13 protein-coding genes are annotated in these 14964 nt (G+C 40.0%); 9 read left to right on the top strand and 4 right to left on the bottom strand.

Features of this window, described 5'->3' with window-relative positions; all coding sequences use genetic code 11:
- Nucleotides 1-24 precede the first annotated feature (24 nt).
- The gene (locus H4J54_RS05625) at nucleotides 25-1557 is read left to right on the top strand and encodes an aminotransferase class V-fold PLP-dependent enzyme (RefSeq protein WP_182189933.1); all 1533 of its coding nucleotides are present in this window, start codon (nucleotides 25-27) and stop codon (nucleotides 1555-1557) included.
- 65 nt (nucleotides 1558-1622) lie between these two features.
- On the opposite strand, the gene H4J54_RS05620 is transcribed toward H4J54_RS05625, so the two are convergent.
- A complete protein-coding gene (locus H4J54_RS05620) occupies nucleotides 1623-2192 on the bottom strand; it encodes a GNAT family N-acetyltransferase (RefSeq protein WP_182189932.1) in 570 nt (189 codons plus the stop codon).
- Nucleotides 2193-2318: 126 nt separating this feature from the next.
- On the opposite strand from H4J54_RS05620, the gene H4J54_RS05615 reads away from it, so the two are divergent.
- The gene (locus H4J54_RS05615; protein ID WP_182189931.1) at nucleotides 2319-3656 is read left to right on the top strand and encodes an FAD-binding oxidoreductase; all 1338 of its coding nucleotides are present in this window, start codon (nucleotides 2319-2321) and stop codon (nucleotides 3654-3656) included.
- A gap of 71 nt (nucleotides 3657-3727) precedes the next feature.
- Here the strand turns inward: H4J54_RS05615 and H4J54_RS05610 are convergent, their stop codons facing one another.
- The 3 genes from H4J54_RS05610 to H4J54_RS05600 form a co-directional block, all read right to left on the bottom strand.
- Nucleotides 3728-4681, bottom strand: a complete 954-nt coding sequence (locus H4J54_RS05610; protein WP_182189930.1) for a D-2-hydroxyacid dehydrogenase — start codon at nucleotides 4679-4681, stop codon at nucleotides 3728-3730.
- A 182-nt stretch (nucleotides 4682-4863) separates the two neighbouring features.
- Nucleotides 4864-6090: an NnrS family protein gene (locus H4J54_RS05605; RefSeq protein WP_182190136.1), complete on the bottom strand. Its 1227-nt coding sequence runs from the start codon at nucleotides 6088-6090 to the stop codon at nucleotides 4864-4866.
- A gap of 98 nt (nucleotides 6091-6188) precedes the next feature.
- Nucleotides 6189-6437 (bottom strand): DUF2164 domain-containing protein, encoded by a 249-nt coding sequence (locus tag H4J54_RS05600; protein ID WP_182189929.1) that lies wholly within the window; start codon nucleotides 6435-6437, stop codon nucleotides 6189-6191.
- 573 nt (nucleotides 6438-7010) lie between these two features.
- Between H4J54_RS05600 and iscX the strand changes: the two genes are divergently transcribed.
- The 7 genes from iscX to ispG all read left to right on the top strand — a co-directional run bounded on the left by iscX (nucleotide 7011) and on the right by ispG (nucleotide 14942).
- Nucleotides 7011-7211: a Fe-S cluster assembly protein IscX gene (gene iscX, locus H4J54_RS05595; RefSeq protein WP_182189928.1), complete on the top strand. Its 201-nt coding sequence runs from the start codon at nucleotides 7011-7013 to the stop codon at nucleotides 7209-7211.
- Between the two features lie 182 nt (nucleotides 7212-7393).
- Entirely contained in the window at nucleotides 7394-9100 is a 1707-nt protein-coding gene (locus tag H4J54_RS05590) for an NAD-dependent malic enzyme (protein ID WP_182189927.1), read from the top strand.
- Between the two features lie 430 nt (nucleotides 9101-9530).
- The gene (gene ndk / locus H4J54_RS05585) at nucleotides 9531-9962 is read left to right on the top strand and encodes a nucleoside-diphosphate kinase (RefSeq protein WP_182134874.1); all 432 of its coding nucleotides are present in this window, start codon (nucleotides 9531-9533) and stop codon (nucleotides 9960-9962) included.
- A 278-nt stretch (nucleotides 9963-10240) separates the two neighbouring features.
- Nucleotides 10241-11386, top strand: a complete 1146-nt coding sequence (locus tag H4J54_RS05580; RefSeq protein WP_182189926.1) for a bifunctional tRNA (adenosine(37)-C2)-methyltransferase TrmG/ribosomal RNA large subunit methyltransferase RlmN — start codon at nucleotides 10241-10243, stop codon at nucleotides 11384-11386.
- A 39-nt stretch (nucleotides 11387-11425) separates the two neighbouring features.
- Nucleotides 11426-12769 carry a type IV pilus biogenesis/stability protein PilW gene (gene pilW / locus H4J54_RS05575; RefSeq protein WP_182189925.1) on the top strand — a complete coding sequence of 448 codons (1344 nt, stop codon included), beginning with the start codon at nucleotides 11426-11428 and terminating at the stop codon, nucleotides 12767-12769.
- Nucleotides 12770-12781: 12 nt separating this feature from the next.
- The gene (locus tag H4J54_RS05570) at nucleotides 12782-13777 is read left to right on the top strand and encodes a RodZ domain-containing protein (protein WP_182189924.1); all 996 of its coding nucleotides are present in this window, start codon (nucleotides 12782-12784) and stop codon (nucleotides 13775-13777) included.
- 46 nt (nucleotides 13778-13823) lie between these two features.
- Nucleotides 13824-14942 (top strand): flavodoxin-dependent (E)-4-hydroxy-3-methylbut-2-enyl-diphosphate synthase, encoded by a 1119-nt coding sequence (gene ispG / locus H4J54_RS05565; protein WP_182189923.1) that lies wholly within the window; start codon nucleotides 13824-13826, stop codon nucleotides 14940-14942.
- Nucleotides 14943-14964 lie beyond the last annotated feature (22 nt).

The following is a 14964-nucleotide window of genomic DNA, read 5'->3' as shown; positions in this document are numbered from 1 at the left end:
TATAGCAAGTGAAGAGCATACCGCATGTCATTGGAAAATTATTTTTTACCCTTTCGCCAGCATATTATCGGGCAAGATTTACAACATCAAATTAATGGTCAACAGCTTGATATTATTTATGCAGATTGGACGGCAAGTGGCAGGTTATACCAACCCATTGAAGACTATTTGACCCAAGAGTTAGGACCTTATGTCGCTAATACGCATACTGAGACTAATCTAACTGGTAGTGCCATGACCCATGCTTATCATGACGCCCAACATATTATTAAACGCCATGTAAATGCTTGCGACAATGATGTGTTGATCACAGCTGGCGCGGGTATGACGGCTGTTATTAATAAATTTCAACGGATTTTAGGTTTACGAATTCCTGAGCGTATGCAAACGCAAGTGGTGTTTGCAGAAAATGACAGACCTGTGGTTTTTATTACCCATATGGAGCATCATTCTAATCAAACCTCTTGGTATGAATGCGATGTCACCTTGGAAATTGTTGAGCCTGATAGTCAGGGGCTACCTTCTTTAACGCACCTAGAGTTATTGTTAGAAAAATACCAAAACCGTAAGGTGAAAATAGGCTCTTTTTCTGCTTGTTCAAATGTTACCGGTATTAAAACCCCGTATTATCAGCTTGCAGAAATTATGCATCAACATGGCGGTTTGTGTTTTGTTGATTTTGCGGCTTCTGCACCCTATGTAGATATTGATATGCATCCGAGTAATCCTAAGCAAGCGTTAGATGCGATTTACTTTTCGCCACATAAATTTTTAGGTGGCCCTGGCAGCTCTGGGGTGTTGGTTTTTAACAAAGCACTTTATAAAAACAAAGTGCCAGATCACCCAGGTGGCGGCACAGTAACTTGGACAAATCCTTGGGGAAAACACAGTTTTTTTAATAATATAGAGCTGCGGGAAGATGGCGGCACCCCCGGATTTTTACAATGCATTAAAACCGCGCTAGCGATCAAATTAAAAGATGCCATGGGCGTTGAAAACATTCAGCAACGTGAAGCTCAAATCAGCCAATATGTTATGGATAACTTAGCTAAGAATGTACATGTGGTGATGCTTGAGCCTAATATACGTCAGCGTTTAGCGATTGTTTCGTTTTATGTGCCGGGCGCTCATTATAATTTAGTCGTGCGGTTACTGAATGATAAATTTGGTGTACAAACCCGCGGCGGCTGTTCATGCGCCGGTACTTATGGTCATATTTTATTAAAGGTGGACCAAGATACCTCATCAAAAATAACTCAGCAAATAGACTCAGGTGACCTTGCCGAAAAGCCCGGTTGGATCCGAGCTTCATTTCATCCTACCACCTCAGATAAAGAAGTTGCCTTTGTGGTTGAGGCCATCAATCAAGTGACTGAAAATATAGCGCTATGGAGCAAAGAGTACCGCTTTAACCCAGCGTCTGGTGACTACGAACATGGTAAACCAGAGGTTGATTTTCCGAGTTTATCTGACTTTAATGCCTTACCAGAAACTGGCTCAGCCGTTAGAAATAAAGTGCGAGAAACGCCATCAATATTACGGAAAATATTTGGCTAGAGGATTAAAGAGTGCTAGGTGATTAAGAAGAAAATCACCCAGTAGAAAGTTTTTCAGGCATAGTATTATGGCTCAAAAATAACCATCATTTCAGCGGCTTCGCAATGACAGTCATGATGACATATCGTACATTCATAACCGGCTAAACTTAATTCATGCCAACGGTCTGGGTGATCTTTAATTAATATACCACCAGATTTAGTAAAATATTTTACCGCACTATTACCTGGGCTTTGTTTCCATAAGTGGCTAACGCCGGCAATGGCACCTTGTTGCTTAACGGCTGCAATTGAGCGCTTTAATAGCTCACCACCAATGCCATGGCCACGGTAATGCTCATCAACCGTATTGCACTTAAAATAGCAAACTTGTTCGGCAGGCACTGGCCAGAGTTCAGTAGAACACCATTTGTCTATCTGCCATTGCTGTGAGGCATAAGTAATTCTAAAGCCAACCAATTTTTTATCATGATAAACCACAAAACCCGCGTTAATAGCATTTTTAAGTCCTTTATCGTACCAAACTTGCATGCTAGTTTGATCAAGATAACCAGCGCCGTGAACCTCGGTAGCTAATTGAATAACTTTATCAAAGTCAGCAGGGGTTAATGCTTGATAGTTGAGGGTGATGGTCATAAGATTATTTTTATTGAGTGAGTTATTACAGCATTGTACTGTTTTTTTTGAGATACTTTAAGCGCACTAGTGTTTAAAACACTATAAAAAATTAATATAAAAACCTATTAGGTTTTGGAAGTGAAAATGTACGATCCTTTACACGATTTATCACCAGGCTGTAATCAGGCCTACCCCGAGAGTTATTGGGCTAATGTCTCAGGCATAGCACCGGAACACGATGGCGCTGTTATCGCTGATCTTGATGTTGACGTGGCTATTATTGGTGCAGGATATACCGGTTTATCTTGCGCGCTACATTTGGCTCGTGAGCATGGTATTAAAGCTCATGTGTTAGAAGCTAACCAAACCGCTTGGGGTTGCAGCGGTCGTAATGCCGGTTTTATTTTGAAATCTTCAGGTCGCAAGTCTTATGGCCAAATGGCTAAGCAATGGGGCGAAGAGGTCATGCGCGGCATTTATCAAGAAATGGCCGCGGGTGTTGAAACAGTCAATTCACTGATTAATGAAGGCATTGACTGCGATAAGCAAAGCGCGGGATATATTAAAGTTGCCCATAAGCCTAATAAACTCAAAGAATTAGTTGAGCTAGCAAAACTGCAGCAGAAAATGTTTGGCTATGATGTTGAAATTCTTTCACAAAACGAAGTACGTCAGCAATACATGGACGATCGTAATGCTTACGGGGCTATTCGTTATCAAGACGGTTTTGGTTTAAATCCGTTAAAACTTGCTTGGGGCTACCAAAAGTTGGCGCGACAAGCAGGCGCTAAAGTGCATTGTGCGACACCGGTTAACCATTGGCAATCACAAGGCAATAAACAACAACTTCATACGCCTAATGGTATTGTTAGTGCGCAAAAAGTGGTGATAGCCACCAACGGTTACACTCCAAAAAACTTTCATCCCTTAACGACCGATAGAACATTGCCGGTACTTTCACAAATTATCGTTACCGAGCCATTGAGTGCAGCGCAAATAGCCGCGTGTAATTTCTTAACCTCGAATGTTGTGATGGACACGCGAGCATTAAAATATTATTACCGTAAGTTACCTGACAATAGAATATTATTTGGTGGCCGCGGGGCTATAACAGGTAAAGGTGCAGATGACCCTTATTATGCCCAACGTTTACTGGCGGTATTAAAAACCAGTTTTCCAGCGCTAGCAAATATCACTTATAGCTACGCTTGGTCAGGCTGGATTTGTATGGCGTTGGACGATTTGCCACACATTCATCAAAATGATCAACAATCGGTATTTTACAGCATGGGTTATTGTGGCAGTGGCGTGTCGTTCTCGGTACAAGCAGGCAAACGTTTAGCTGAAAAAGTGGCTGAGAAGCCAGTGCCTAATTTACCTTTGTATAATAACGCACTCCCTAAATTTCCATTTGCTCCATTACGACGAGCAGGGCAATGGGGCTATTTTCATTACGGTAAAATAAAAGATCAGTGGTTTTAAGTGTCCATTGAGCGTAAATCAAAGACCCTTGGTTTTAGCGTGGTAACTGTAAAGTAAATTTTAGCTCAGTATTAATCGATGCGGTTAGTGCGCTCGTCTTGTTTAAATGCCGTTATATTCTTGGCGACTAAATTAAGTAAGGCTTGCTGTGCTTGTTGGCTTGCCCAAGCGATGTGAGCGGTTATTTTCAATTTAGTTGACTGTGCCGCTAACAGAATATGATCTTTTGGTGGTGGCTCTTGCTCTAATACATCTAAAATTGCACCAGCCAATTGATTATTATTTAATGCCGCTAATAAGTCATGATTATTAATTAAAGCGCCTCTGGCGGTGTTAATAAGTACGGCGCTATCTTTCATGCAGTTGAATATTTTTTTATCAAACAAGCCTTCAGTTTCAGCTGTTTGTGGACAATGTAAACTAATGATGTCAGCCTGAGAAATTACTTGCTCAAAGGCCACTCGGTCGATACGTATTGCTACTGCCTTAGGTCTTTCAGCAATCAGTACACGCATATCAAAGGCGCGAGCGATTGTCGCTACTTTGCTACCTAATGCACCGTAACCAATAATCCCCATGGTTTTACCTGCTAATTCATCACTGCCTTTGCCGTGCATGCAAAATGTATCACTAGCTTGCCATTGGCCAGCACGGGTATTGTTATTGTGATCTTCTATTTGGCTGTAATAGGCCAGTAGTTGAGCAAATACATATTGAGCGACAGAGTTTTTTGCATAACCACTGACATTAGTGACCGCAATGCCAAGCTCACGCGCGGCATCAATGTCAACATTATTAATGCCAGTAGCTGTGATACAAATAAGTTTTAAATGGGGTAACTGGCTTAATATTGCCCGGTTAAGGATGACTTTATTACTTAAAATAATTTCAGCGTCGATGCTACGTAGCAATACCTGTGCTGGTGTTGTGACCGGGTATAAATCTAACTTACTCACTGTCTGACGAAGCACCGATAAGTCAAGTGAAGGGCTAAAGGTTTGATAGTCTAAAAATACTGCGCGCATGTTATCTACTCAAGATGAAAATTTAGCTCAGTTTATATCAATTCTAATGAGCGACTCAACCAATGCTTATTGTATTGCATTAAAGCTCAACGCCTGACTATCAATAGAAAGTTAATAAAACAGAAAGTTATGAAAACAGCAAGTTAAGGCATTTAATCGCATCGAAAAATCGCTTGCAAGCGCTAACCAGAACGGCCGTCAGCGCGTGATTTTAATAGCATAGGTCCATAACATATAACAAACAGCATAAAACTGACCATCCAAAGTAAGCCGCTGATATCAATAAACATCATGGTTTTTTCTGGCAATACCCAAGGGCCAAAACACCGTACTAAGCTTGCTAATATTAGCGCTGCAAAAGCCCATGACATCAGCTTAGGCGCTTGTAATGGTCTGCCTGTATGGCCCAAAGATACCCGTGAAATCATAGCAAGAATAACACCACCGAGCCCGCCTACGGTTATTAAATGCCAAATAGGGCTACTGGGAATTTCAGGGATTAAATAACTCAGACCAAGTAATATCAAACCAAAGGCCAAGGCTTTGATTGCCAAGTGTAACGACCAAAGTAATGGCACGCCTAAGGTGAGCCAAGGTCGCCACCTATACCATCGGGCGGCTTGAAAAATGCCAGCAAAAATTAATAGGCCACCGAGATAAAAATGGTTTAAGCCAATAGCTGGATGCAGTAGCAGCAGTATAGTGATCAGGGCAAGTGAGCCATTAGTGAGTTTATCAAGCCAAGGTAGCGTGGTTGCTTTGGGCGTTTGAGTGCCATTTGCGGTAAACATGGGCACTACGCGACCGGCCATCACTGAAATAAGTAAAGTCATTAACATTACACCGGCGTAGCCTGCATATTGAATAGAGACCGATTGTGGATAATATAGGCTGGTGTGCATTTGGACATTAGCGATAGTGAAAATGGCTAATAAAGGCACAAAGAATAAGTTGCGATACTGTTTAACCGCCAATATCGGCTTGGCTAAAACAAAAGCGATACAAGGTAAAAAGGCCAAATCTACTATTGTGGTTAATCTTGTACCCAGTAAATCAGGAAAAATTAAGCAAACTCGGCCGAGTAACCACAAAGAAAATAAAGCGGCGAGCATTTTGCCTTGCACACCGGGCAACCCAGTCCAGTTTTGTACTGCGGTTAATAGAAAACCGGCAATGATGGCACAACCAAAACCAAAAATCATTTCATGAATATGCCACCAGTAACCACCACCGAAAGGCTGAAAATTTAGCTCAGCTCGGTAGAGCATTAGCCACAAGAGCATAGCGATAATACTAAATATCGTGCCAGCGAGAAAGAAAGGACGAAAGCCGAGCCTAAATAAGGGTATTATTTGCTGTTTTTTTTCTAAATCTGCTAAATCAGCTTTTTCTACATCAGAAAGTTGCATCACAGGTGCTATCCTAAATTTTTATCTTGTGGTCATCATAAAGCAATTAATCAGCATTACTTTGGGGCAAATCAAGTAAAGGATTGTTATTTAAAATTTTATTTGGATACGGGTAATTCTAATTCAACAATTTGCTCAGCAATTAATTCCAGTTTTTCTGCCATCAATGCTTGGGCATCATACAAACCGCGATTGTAATATACGGCACCTAACTCTTCAGTAAAAAAGTCGAGTAAAAAATCAGCATCAAATTGCCCTAAATCTTGCTCTAATTCATTAGTAAAGTAGCCTTGTAGCTTGTCGATTAATAGCGATTTTTCGGTGCGAGTAAATTTTATTGGCGACATAAATACGTTTTCCTAGAATAACAAATGACCTAATTCATTGGCATTATACTCAAGTCACTGCAAGATGCATGCTTGTGCCTTTTACCAGGACCTAACTTTAAGGACTAGCGCTGCAGAAAGGTTAATTTTTCGGTTATAGAATGACAATACCTCAAAAAATCGCCTTGTTTACATCGTGTTTAACCACCACTGAAGTGAACATATTGCCGTGATTTGGGTATATACTCACCAGATGAAAACTAATTTAAGTATAACACTGTGAATAAATCGTCGTTTAAGCAATGGTGGCAAACAGACTGTCCGTTTTGCCGAAAATCAAGAATGATTATTTTATGGTTGGCGTTGATGTTAATTGCTGATAGTTTGTGGTTTGGTTTAATACCCATTTGACTCATCAAGTGATCAACTTTTTCATCAGGAAAAAGAGCCAAATATAAGGCATAAAACTGAGTCAGTAGTGATGCTACTTATAAATTTTATCACGCGGTGGTTTTTCATGTTAACCATTTAACATGAGCAGATAATTAATCTACTGGGTTTAATTATTCACTAACAAAATAAAGAGGTAATACTATGACTTATCGTTGGACCGACTCACTTGAGATTGCACTTGATTTGATCGAAGCACATCCTGATGTAGACCCGATGCAATTACATTTCCCAGAATTAATGCAATGGGTGTTAGCGTTAGAAAATTTTGAGGATGACCCTAAACATTGCGGCGAACGCATACTTGAAGCTATTCAGTTAGCCTGGATTTCAGAAGCTGATTAACTACAGGTTTAACTATAGGTTTAAATATAGGTTTAACTATTTAGTAGCCATAATAGGTAATTAAAACTGAATGATTAAGCTTTATCACTATTCACAAGGTGATATTTGGCTATAATGTACCCATCATTATTCCTATGATGAATCTTCGTCATTCACTCAATATATAAAGAAAGCATGCAACTATGACATCTGAAAAGACATCTGAAAAAAATAAACGGCCATTATATATCCCCTACGCAGGTTCTAGTTTACTAGAAACACCTTTACTAAATAAAGGCAGTGCATTTAGCGAAGAAGAGCGCTCACACTTTAATTTAACTGGGTTATTACCCCCACGTTTTGAAACTATCGATGAGCAAGTTGAACGTGCCTACATGCAATATCGTAGTTTTGAAACTAACTTAAATAAACATATTTACCTACGTGCCATTCATGACAACAATGAAACCCTGTTTTTTAAGTTAGTGCAAGCGAACTTGGCTGAGATGATGCCAATTATTTATACCCCAACTGTGGGTGATGCTTGTGAGCAGTTTTCAGATATTTATCGCAGTTCTCGGGGTTTGTTTGTCTCATATGACCAACGTCATCAGCTTGACGATATCTTGCGTAATGCGACAAAAAACAAAGTTAAAGTTATTGTGGTAACTGACGGTGAGCGTATTTTGGGTTTAGGTGATCAAGGTATTGGTGGCATGGGTATACCCATAGGTAAACTGTCGCTTTACACTGCCTGTGGTGGTATTAGCCCAGCTTATACCTTGCCTGTGATGCTTGATGTGGGTACCAATAATGAAAAATTATTAACTGATCCTATGTATATGGGCTGGCGTCATCGTCGTATTGAACAAGATAAATACGACGAATTTTTAGCTATGTTTATTGATGCGGTTAAACGTCGTTGGCCGGATGTTTTATTACAGTTTGAAGATTTTGCTCAACCCAATGCCACTCCCTTGTTAAACCGTTATCGCGATGAACTTTGTTGTTTTAACGATGATATTCAAGGTACAGCGTCGGTGACTGTCGGTACCTTATTAGCAGCTTGTCGTACCAAAAAATCAGCCTTATCAGAGCAACGTGTAGTTTTTGTTGGTGCCGGCTCTGCGGGTTGCGGTATTGCAGAGCAAATTATCTCACAAATGGTCAGTGAAGGGATTACTGAGCAACAAGCGCGTAGCCAAATATTTATGGTCGACCGTTTCGGTTTATTGACTGAAGGTATGCCGGGTTTACGTGACTTTCAAGAAAAACTGGTCCAGCAAAAATCAGCAATAGCACCATGGAATGTCCAAAGTGACTACGCTGCTTTACTGGATGTTATGCATGGCGCTGAACCAACAATTTTAATTGGCGTTTCTGGTGTGCCGGGTTTGTTCACTGAAGCCGTGATTAAAGCCATGAAAGCACATTGTAATATGCCAATAATTTTCCCATTGAGTAACCCAAGTCGTCAGGTAGAAGCAACACCTGAACAAGTGATCAACTGGACCGAAGGTGAAGTGATTATTGCCACAGGTAGCCCGTTTGAGCCCGTTGAATATAAAGGTCAGATGTTCCCTATCGCACAATGTAATAACAGTTACGTCTTTCCAGGTATAGGTTTAGGTGTGGTGTCAGCAAAGATCAATCGCATTACCGATGAAATGTTAATGGCAGCAAGCGCCATGTTAGCGCAAGCCTCACCGTTAGCTAATACCGGTACTGGTGAGTTGTTACCTCCTTTAGTAGAAATTGCTGCTTTAAGTAAAAAAATAGCCTTTGCTGTTGGTAAAGTCGCTTTTGAGCAAAATCTAGCCTTGCCACTATCGGATGAACAACTGATGCAAAATATTGAGCGTAATTTTTGGACACCTCAATATCGTCAATATCGTCGAGTCAGTATTTAAACCGCAATAAAATTTGATGTAAACAGCATGACAATGAATAAAAAATAATAAATAAAAAACGCTCACATGGATGAGCGTTTTTCTGTTTAATCCCAAGGGTAAATTTTTGAGTCTACATAAAAAATAACTAGCTAGGTCCATCTAGGCATAAGTTATAAATTTTAGCGGTAAGCCAAGTCGTCGCCTCACGATAAAAATCTACCTTAAGGCAAACAAGCAGCCTTGCAGTGGTTTAACTTCTCGGTAAAAGCGCTCTCTGGTTAGGCGTGCAGGTATGTCATTTCACTGATTTATACCTGCTTATAATAAAAAAACTTAGCTTAGTTTACGTCAGCTAAAAGTGATAACCCTAGGCATTTGCTTTTAATTCGTCTATAATCGCGCCAAAATTTATACCGTATTTTAATTCTAATTTATTGAGAGGGCTATCATGGCTATCGAACGTACTTTTTCTATCGTAAAACCTGATGCAGTTGCTAAAAACTTTATTGGTCAAATCTACAACCGTTTTGAAACTGCTGGTTTAAAAATCGTTGCTGCTAAAATGATTCATTTATCAAAAGAAAAAGCAGAAGGCTTTTACGCTGAGCACAGCGAACGTCCTTTCTTTGGTGCTTTAGTTGAATTCATGACTTCTGGCCCAGTAATGGTACAAGTTTTAGAAGGCGAAAACGCTGTTCTTAAAAACCGTGAAATCATGGGAGCTACTAACCCAGCTGAAGCGCTTGCTGGTACTATTCGTGCTGATCTTGCTGATTCAATCGATGAAAATGCAGCTCACGGTAGCGATGCCTTAGAATCTGCTGCTCGTGAAATTGCTTACTTCTTCGCTGATGAAGAAATTTGCCCACGTACGCGTTAATTTAAAATATTACATAATAAGCTCGCGCTTTAGTCGTTAGCTTAATGTAGTTTAAAAATTAATTTGAAGGATTTTACTGATTAATCGGTAAAATCCTTTTGTCTATTTTAAGACCTTATAAAACTGAGTGTTTTTGCCAGTAAGCAGGCTACTGAGAACATTGACTTTTATTGATATAGTGCGAATAAATATCTAATATCGATCCACTAAATTGTTTGTTTTGTCCAAAAAGCGTACAATTTATTCTGTAATTTTTGTAGTATTGAGAAGTTTTTATCATGAGTGATGTAACCGAAGTAGTAACCCCAGTGAAGAAAAAAATCAACTTACTAAACCTTGACCATCAAGGGATGCGAGAATATTTTTCTTCAATCGGCGAGAAGCCATTTCGTGCTGACCAAATTATGAAATGGATCTACCATTTTGGTTATGATGATTTTGAGTTGATGACCAATATAAATAAAAAACTACGTGAAAAATTACAACGTGATACTGAAATTAAAGCGCCTGAGATCTCTGAAAAACTGGTATCAGACGACGGCACAATTAAGTACGCGTTAAGCCTTGAAGGCGGTCAAGAAATTGAAACCGTTTGGATCCCTGAAAATGGCCGTGCAACACTTTGTGTTTCATCACAAGTGGGTTGTGCATTGGAATGTACCTTTTGCGCCACCGCGCAGCAAGGTTTCAACCGTAATCTCACTATGGCTGAAATTATTGGTCAAGTTTGGCGAGTAGCAAATGATATTGGCGCGACGCGCATTGCTGGCACACGTCCGATTACCAACATTGTTATGATGGGCATGGGTGAGCCATTGCTTAACATGAAAAACTTGATCCCGGCATTAGACACCATGTTAAATGATTTAGGCTATGGCTTATCGAAACGTCGTGTCACTGTGAGCACCTCAGGCGTAGTACCTGCCTTAGATATGTTAAAAGAGAAAATAGATTGCGCATTGGCGATATCTATTCATGCGGGTAATAATGCCTTACGTGACGTACTAGTACCGATTAACAAAAAGTATCCATTAGAAGAGTTTTTAGCAGCAGCGGGTCGTTATATCGACGGCTCAAAAGCCAATAAGCAGGCGACCATAGAATACGTGATGCTTGATCATGTTAACGATAGCACCGAACAAGCACATGAATTAGCGCTGGCTTTGAAAGATTTACCCAGTAAAATCAATCTTATTCCATTTAATCCTTACCCGGGTTCACCCTATAAACGCTCGAGTAATTCTCGTATTGATCGCTTCGATAAAGTACTGCAAAGCTATGGCTTAACCGTGATCACGCGTCGAACACGTGGGGACGATATTGACGCAGCATGTGGGCAATTAGCGGGTGAAGTATTAGATAGAACTAAGCGGACAGGAAAAAAAGAGGTGAAAGCTGAGTCAATTTCAGTAAAGATGGTCTAATTGCTCTTAAATTGATATTTACTAAGTGACTGTGCCTTTATGATGAAAAAATTATTACCTTTGTTTATTGCGTTACTAACGACAAGTACATTAACGGCTTGTGTGACGCAAAATTATGGCAATGATAAAGATACGCCGATAATTGAAAATGAAGCCAGTAATAATGAAATAGCCATGACCCGTATATCACTCGGGTTAGGTTATTTAAAAATGGGCAATACCCAACAAGCTAAGCTTAACCTAGAAAAAGCCAAAGGTTTTTCACCTAATTTAGTGCAAGTATACACAGCTTTTGCCCATTATTATGACAGGGTAGATGAGGCTGAATTAGCGACCCAAGCTTATGAGCATGCGCTAAGCATTGATAATCAAGATGCTGATACGCTTAATAATTATGGCGTTTTTTTATGTCGACACGAAAAGTACGCTGCCGCTGAAAAAATGATACTAAAAGCGATAGCCATTCCTAGCTATATTTTAGTGGCGCAAAGCTATGAAAATTTAGCCTTATGCCAACTCAAAGCAGAACAGTTCGATCAAGCCGAAACATACCTTGAAAAAGCGATTGCCCACAGCCCCAATCGAGCGAGTTCTCTGCTGCAAATGATGCGCTTGCAATATGCGAAAAGTGATTATAAGTCAGCGCAAACTTACCTTTACCGCTATGAAAAATCAACGCGTCGTTTTAATGCTGAGGCATTAGCTTTAGCCTTTAAAATATTTGCCAAGCAAGGCAATAAAGCTATTGCTAAAAATTATGGCAATAGGCTGGTTAAAATGTTTCCCCGTTCTTTTGAAGCCAAACAATATATTTTAAATGAACTTTATCAGATTGATGCAGACAAACTAGCTGAAGACTACCGATTTTTTGTCTCGGGTGGTAACAGTAAAAAAAGTAAAAAGCGTGTGGTGATATTGTCGCCAAAAACGAGAGCAACTGCTGAAAACTCTAGCTTAGGTCGTGATGGTTTAAAGCCTATTATGGCCAATTCAATTATGCCAACGATAGAGCAAACAGCTGAGTTAACAGCAAAATCAGCCGAAAAAAACCTTGAAAGTAATACGCAGGGGAAAAATATTCAGCCAGTTAGGATGAAAGAAGCGCCGTCAAAAAAACAGACGAGTCAAAAACAAAGTAATGAAAAACTAACACTTGAAATAATGGCTGGCGAAGCACAAGTTAAACAAGAAAAAAACAGTACACTTATGGTGTCTTTACCGATTCATGTTGTCATACAAAGTGATAGTTTGTTTACAATTTCTAAACACTACAATATTGTGATTGAAAGTTTAGCGCGTTGGAATAAGTTACGCCGCCCCTATCTTATAAAAATTGGTGATGTTATCTATCTCTCAGATCCAAAATCAGCGATTAAACGCTAAGAGAAATACTTGATGAATCAAGAGCTTGAAGTATTGAAAAATGAAAGTGATGAACTGGCAGAAACCACTGACGATATCGACGTAGTGGGTCCTGGCGCTATGCTCAAAGCAGCACGAGAAATGCGAGGGTTAAGCCAACAGCAAGTGGCTAATAAGCTCAACTTTAGAATTCACTTAGTAGAAAATATCGAAGTAGATAAATTTGACTGTAGTTTACCTGAGGCTTTTAATCGTGGCTATCTTAAAAATTATGCCAAATTGGTTAATATTGCTCAGGAAGACGTTTTAAAAAGCTATGAAAAATTAGCGATAACACAAAACCATTGTGCAGATATGCAAAGCTTTTCTAAAGGCACAGAGAAACAAGCAGAACACAATATGTTGATGTGGATCACTTATCTCATTTTAGCCATATTAGTAACAGCAACTGTAGTTTGGTGGCTTCAAACGCCTTCTGAACAACCTGAACCGATAGCGATAAATACTGTTGAGACCTTAGCGGTAGATAATACGGCGACTAAGCAAGCCAATCTAGCCAATGAATACAAGGCAAAAAACTCAAGCAGTATGCCCAATGGCGAGTCAGTCGTTAGTGTAGCTAAAGTGGTTAAAACTGAGTCGAATGTTAATCGTGATGCAGAAAACCTCGATATAGCCGCGCCGCTTGATGTTGAACAGGTGTTATCAACGCCTGATTTAACCAAGGCTCAAGTCGATTTAAATAATAACAAAGCGGTTGGTGAAAATGCATTATCTGCCACAATCGACCATGTTGTTTTCACTTTCGCGGGTGACTGTTGGGTTAATATATTTGATGCTACTGGAGAGCGAATTGCTTGGGGCGTGAAAAAATCAGGTTATATCATGCGAATCTCTGGTCAAGCACCTTTTTCTATTACCTTAGGTAAACCTGAATTGGTACAAATAGATTACAATGACGTTCCGGTTGATATGGCTGTATTTAATGCCGGTAATATTGCCAAATTTTCATTACCGCTAGCGCCTTAATACGGTAAGTTTTTTTTAATTAACGCAACACTATTGAAGTTTTATTATGTTTAAAGAATCTCCTATTATTCGTCGAAAGTCCCGCCAGATCATGGTTGGCAATGTTCCTGTTGGCGGCGATGCCCCGATTACAGTGCAGTCAATGACCAATACACTGACCACTGATGTCGCGGCAACAGTTGCACAAATTAATGCACTTGAGGGCGTTGGAGCCGACATTGTTCGCGTGAGTGTGCCAACGATGGACGCAGCGGAAGCATTTCGTGAAATAAAGCGGCAAACTAATATTCCATTAGTGGCTGATATTCATTTTGATTATCGTATTGCTTTAAAAGTTGCGGAATACGGCGTTGATTGTCTGCGCATTAACCCAGGTAATATCGGTCGAGAAGACCGGGTGCGTTCTGTCGTTGAGTGTGCTCGGGATAATAATATTCCGATTAGAATTGGTGTCAACGGTGGTTCGTTAGAGAAAGATATTCAAGAAAAGTATAGAGAACCAACGGCTGAAGCTTTGTTAGAATCAGCCATGCGCCATGTTGATATTCTTGATCGCTTAAATTTCAATCAATTTAAAGTCAGCGTCAAAGCCTCTGATGTCTTTCTTGCCGTGGGGGCTTATCGCTTGTTAGCTAAACAAATTGATAACCCTTTGCATTTAGGCATTACCGAAGCTGGCGGTTTACGCTCAGGCTCTGTTAAATCATCAGTAGGACTCGGACTATTGCTTGCTGAAGGTATTGGCGATACGTTAAGGGTTTCATTAGCGGCTGATCCTATCGAAGAAATTAAAGTTGGCTTTGATATTTTAAAATCATTGAAGCTTCGTAGTCGCGGTATCAACTTCATTGCTTGCCCAAGTTGTTCGCGCCAAGAGTTCGATGTTATCTCAACGGTAAATGCTTTAGAGCAACGTGTTGAAGATATAACCACGCCAATGGATGTTTCAATTATTGGCTGTATTGTTAACGGACCCGGTGAAGCCTTAATTTCGGACTTAGGCTTAACGGGCAGCAGTAAAAAAAGTGGTTACTATCTTGATGGTATTCGTCAAAAAGAGCGCTTTGATAATAACAACCTTGTTGACCAACTAGAGCAACGAATTCGCGCGAAGGCTAAAATGCTTGATGCGAGTTATAAAATAGCCATACAACAAATCGATTAATAATGGCGAATTACTGCCACAA

Origin of the sequence: Colwellia sp. MB3u-8, assembly GCF_014076985.1 — a bacterium.
GTDB lineage: Bacteria > Pseudomonadota > Gammaproteobacteria > Enterobacterales > Alteromonadaceae > Cognaticolwellia.
The sequence above is the reverse complement of the archived record's forward strand: the minus strand, read 5'-3'. Positions and strand labels throughout refer to the sequence as shown.